2 protein-coding genes are annotated in these 4,511 nt (G+C 77.2%); one reads left to right on the forward strand and one right to left on the reverse strand.

Features of this window, described 5'->3' with window-relative positions; all coding sequences use genetic code 11:
- Positions 1–149 precede the first annotated feature (149 nt).
- Complete coding sequence (locus LLG88_06030) at positions 150–1,025, reverse strand: hypothetical protein (GenBank protein MCE5246464.1); 876 nt, start codon at positions 1,023–1,025, stop codon at positions 150–152.
- 658 nt (positions 1,026–1,683) lie between these two features.
- Here LLG88_06030 and LLG88_06035 point away from each other — a divergent pair.
- Positions 1,684–4,511: carboxypeptidase-like regulatory domain-containing protein (locus tag LLG88_06035; GenBank protein MCE5246465.1), on the forward strand; the 2,828-nt coding region annotated here is incomplete at its 3' end.

A 4,511-nucleotide genomic window follows, 5' to 3' on the forward strand; every position in this document is an offset into this window, starting at 1 on the left:
TCGTGAGCTTGACGGGGAGGATCCGGTAGACACGGTCAATTCCCCTTCTTCACATCTTCAGGGCTCTGGCGTCGCACTCGAGCATCGTCGAGATCGCGGCGCCGTCGCCCATGCGGGCCCGCGACGCGGTGCGGGCCCGCATTCCGTCGTCATTCGACCGCGAAGTCGAACAGGTCGTTCGTCTTCACCCAGACGCCGTATTCGCCCTTCGGCAGCGGCCGACGGGGCGTCATGCGCCAGAGGCCGGGCTGTTCCTCGACGACGTCCGCGGGGATCTGCCAGTCCACGTCCGGCGCGCCGACTTCCTTGTAGGTGACGAAGCCGGCCCGGCCCATCTTGACCGAGCGGTTCCTGTCCCCCTTGTTCGGCTTGGCCTTGACGAGGAAGTAGCGGCCGACGGGGCTCTGGCGCGAGGCGACGAGGAAGGTCGGGCGCGGGTCGGTCGTCCGCACGGGGGCGGCGAGTCCCGGGAAGTCGGAGAAGAGCAGCACCGTGACGAACGCGTACGTCGTGGAGACGCTTCCCGCGGTCGACTTGAGGTCCTTCTCCCACTCCTTGGTGCGCATCCGCACCATCCCCTCGCTGAGCACCAAGGGCGTGGAGGGACCGACGCCGGTGCCGGGATTGACGACGATCGTGGTCTGCTGCACCGAGCCCGCGGACGAGCGCTCGAGCATCGCCGTGATCGCGTCGGCGCCGACCCCCTCCTGCTTGAGCCGCCCCAGGCTGTCCGCGTCGAGGCGGAAGTCCACGCGCGGCGCCTGCTTGATCTTGGCGACGACGACCTGGTCCCCGAGCCCGAGCTTGGCGAGCTTCACGACCTCCTCGTTCGTGAGCGCCGCTTCGGGCGCGCGCGGGACGGCGGCGACGTTGGGCGCGGCGGACGCCTCCGACGCGCCGACGCCGGCGGACCCGGCGGGCGGCGCGGTGGTTCCTCCGCCGCCGGCCTGTTCCTGGGCGATCGCGACGGCGGGAAGCGAGAGAGCGAAGGCGACGAGCGCGACGATCCGGGACGTTCCGTTCATGCATTCTCCCGACGCGGCGCGGCGGCGCCGCGCGTCATGGCGAAAGGCGCCTCGGCGCCTCGGTGCGGTTCGTGAACGCGGGCGCCCGCCCCAAGACGGGCGCCCGCCCCCCCGTGCCGGCGGCGGGGAACCGGGCGCCGGCGCGTTCACGAAGGCCGCGGCGGGTGAGAGGAGTCCGGGCGGCCCCCCGGGTCGCTTCCGGACGGGCGCCGCGGCCCGCGTGCTGGTGAGACGCCCGAGGCGACCTTTGCTGACGCGTCGCGCATCTCTTCGTTCGCGCGCCGCACGGTGCCGCCGCTCGGGCGAGGGCGCCCGGCCCCCCGGTCGGGCGCCCGCCCTGGCCCCGGCGGGGCTCGCGCCGCGCCGGTCCCCCCTGTCGATCGAGACGAGGTTAGCGGGCGATGCGGCACATAACGTGCCGATCTGCGCTGGGCCGAGCCCGGACGCGCCGCGCCGCGGGGCGGCCGGCGCGTCCCGACGATCGACCGGACGGCGGCGCCTTCGCCGCCCGAAGCGGCGTCCGCGAGCCGCTGTCTTATTAGCCCGCGAGGCGCGGTATCGCGGGAACCACGCCGGCCGCAGCGCGGAAGAGCGTGTGGCGCTGGAGTTTGACCGCGGACGGGAGCGTATGCTGGTTTTGTCTACCGGGGACACGTCGATGATGAGTGCGCGCGCGTGGTCCGCGGGGGTGGTCGCGTTTCTTCTCCTTTCTGTGTCGGCGGCGGCGGTCGCGGCGACAGAGGCCGACGGGCCGCGGCTCGAGGGGCTCGTGGTCGCGCCGAGCGGCGCGCCGATGGCCGGCGCGGACGTCGAGCTGCTGGTCGAGGCGACGGCCCGCGCCGGGGCGGCGGCGACGCTGCGCGGCGAGGGGCCGGCCGTGGCCGCGGCGACGAAGAGCGGGAGCGACGGGCGGTACGCGCTCGCCGCGCCGCGCGCGGGGGTCTACCGCGTGCGGGTGCGCGCCAAGGGGTGCGCGCCGCTGGAGACCGACGCGTTCGGCGTGGCCGAGGACGACGTCGTGGACGACGCGCGGCTCGCCCGCGAGGCGACGCTCGTCGTCGAGGCCGGCGACGGCGCGCGGCCGATCTCGGGGGCGGTGGTCGTCGCGCGCGCGGCGCGCGGCCGCGAGGCCGCGGGCTGGAACGTCGCGCGGCAGGTGGTCGCGACCGACGGCGCCGGCGCGGCGCGGCTGAGCCTCCCCGCGGACGGCGCGCTCGACGTGCGCGTCCTCGCGCCGGGGCGGGTCGCCGCGGAGCGGAGCGGCGCGCACGCGGGACGGATCGCGCTGCGTTTGGTCGCGGCGCCGCCGACCGTCGTCGCGGTCGCCGTCGCGGACGGATCGCCGGCCGCGGGGGCGGTCCTCTTCGACGCCAAGCTGCGCGCGCCGCTCGCGGTCGCGGGGAGCGACGGGCGGGCCGAGCTTCGCCTCGCGCCGGGCGCGGAAACGGAGCTCGAGGCGATCGGCGCCGACGGGGCGAAGACGAGCCTGACGATCGGCGCGCGGGGCCAGGGCGCCGCCGCGAACGCGAAGGGCGCGGCGAGCGGAGGCGACGGTCCACGCAACGCCGCGTCGTCGAGCGCGGCCAGCGCGAACGACGCGAGGAGCGGCGCGGGGTCTTCCAATGCGTCCAGCGCGAACGACGCGAGGGGCAATGCGTCGTCTTCGAGCGCCGGCGACGCCGCGGCGGTGCGGCGGATCGCGCTGCCCGCGGCGACGCGCGCCGCGGGGCGGGTCGCCGCGGCCGAGGGCGGCGCGCCGATCGCCGGGGCGCTCGTCTTCGCCCGCCTCGATCACGGGAACTTCGCGCTGACCGACGACGCGGGGAACTACGCGCTCGCCGCGGTCAGGCCGGGCGACGACCTGTTCGTGCGCGCGGCCGGCGCGCTCGACGCGTGGGTCGCGGTCAAGCCCGACGGCGCCGCGCCGACCGCCGCGCTGCGCTGGGGCGCGGCCGTCGAGGGCAGCGTCGCCGCCGGCGGCGCGGCGGCGCCGGGCGCGGTCGTCGTCGCGCGCAAGGCGGCCGTCGGCCCCTGCGCGCGGCTGCGGCTCCAGTACGGCGCCGATCCGGACGCGAAGACGTTCGCCCGCGCCGAGGGGGCGTTCCGCGCGGCGGGCCTCGACCCGCGCTGCGTCTACGAGATCGAGGCGTCGTTCCCCGGCTTCGCGCCGGCGACGGTCGCCGCGGGGCCGTTCGAGCCGCGGACGACGCGGCGCGGGATCGCGATCGCGCTCGAGCGGGGCGCGGCGATCGTCGGGCACGTTGTGGACCGCGAGGGGCGGCCGGTCGGCGGCGCGACGCTCGTCGCCGCGCGCCTCGCCGCCGGCGACGCGGGCCGCTCGCCGCTCGAGGGGCCGCAGGAGGCGGCGCGCGCGCTGAGCGACGGCGGCGGCGCGTTCCGGCTCGCGGATCTGGCCGCGGGGCGCTATCGCCTCGTCGCCGCGCGGCGCGGCTTCGCGACGGCGCGGCGCGAGGGGCTCGTCGTCGAGGCCGGGCGGCCGCTCGACGTCGGCGCGGTGACGCTCGCCGCCGGCGCGACGCTCGACGGGATCGTGACGAGCAGGAGCGGCGGGCCGGTCGAGGGCGCCGAAGTCGTCGTGATGCCGACCGACTTCCGCGAGGCCGCGCTGCGCCGGCTGCGCCAGGACGGCGCCCCCGACGCGACGAGCGACGCGGCGGGGCGCTTCGCGCTGCGCGACCTCGACGCCGCGGCGCGCGTCGAGCTGATGGTGCGTCGCGAGGGCTACAACACGGCGAACCTGCCGGGGATCTCCCCCGCGGGCCCGCAGCCGCTGGAGATCGCGCTCGCCCCCGCCTCGCGCGTCGCCGGCGTCGTGCTCGACCCGGACCGCAAGCCGCTCGCCGGCGCCGACGTGACCGCGCTGATCGAGCGCCGCGTCGGCGGGGGCGCGTCGATGGTGATCGGCCGCTACGTGCAGCGGATCGACACCGACGCCGAGGGGCGCTTCGCGTTCGACGACGTCGCCCCGGGAAAGGTCGAGCTGACGTTCTCCGCGCCGGGGATGCAGCGCCGCAAGTTCGCCGCGATGGAGGTCGTGGAGGGCAAGAACCTCGACGGCCTCGAGATCGCGATGGAGCGCGGGGCGTGGCTCGTCGGGCGCGTGCTCGGGCCGGACGGCGCGCCCGCCGCGGGGGCGACCGTGCGCCCCGCGGGGAACGACGGCTCGGCCGCGCGCGCGTTCCCGCGCCTCGAGACGAAGACCGACGCCGAGGGGCTCTACCGCCTCGACAACCTGCAGCCGGGCGAGCGCGACGTCGAGGCCGCGAAGGAGGGGACGCGGCGCGCGGTGAAGCGCCTCGCGCTGCGCGCGGGCGAGAACCAGCTCGACCTGGAGCTGGGCGCGGGGCTGGAGATCGACGGCGTGGTCGAGGACGAGGGGGGCGCGCCGGCGCCGCGGGCCGAGGTTTCGGTGAGCGCCGCGGCGAGCTATCTCGACGACCCGCTCTCCGCGGTCGCCGACGAGGC

This window comes from bacterium (genome assembly GCA_021372775.1).
Classification (GTDB): domain Bacteria; phylum Acidobacteriota; class Polarisedimenticolia; order J045; family J045; genus JAJFTU01.

Coding starts and splice junctions, on each gene's coding strand:
- LLG88_06030 (MCE5246464.1), bottom strand. CDS start 1,025: ATGAACGGAACGTCCCGGATCGTCGCGCTCGTCGCCTTCGCTCTCTCG.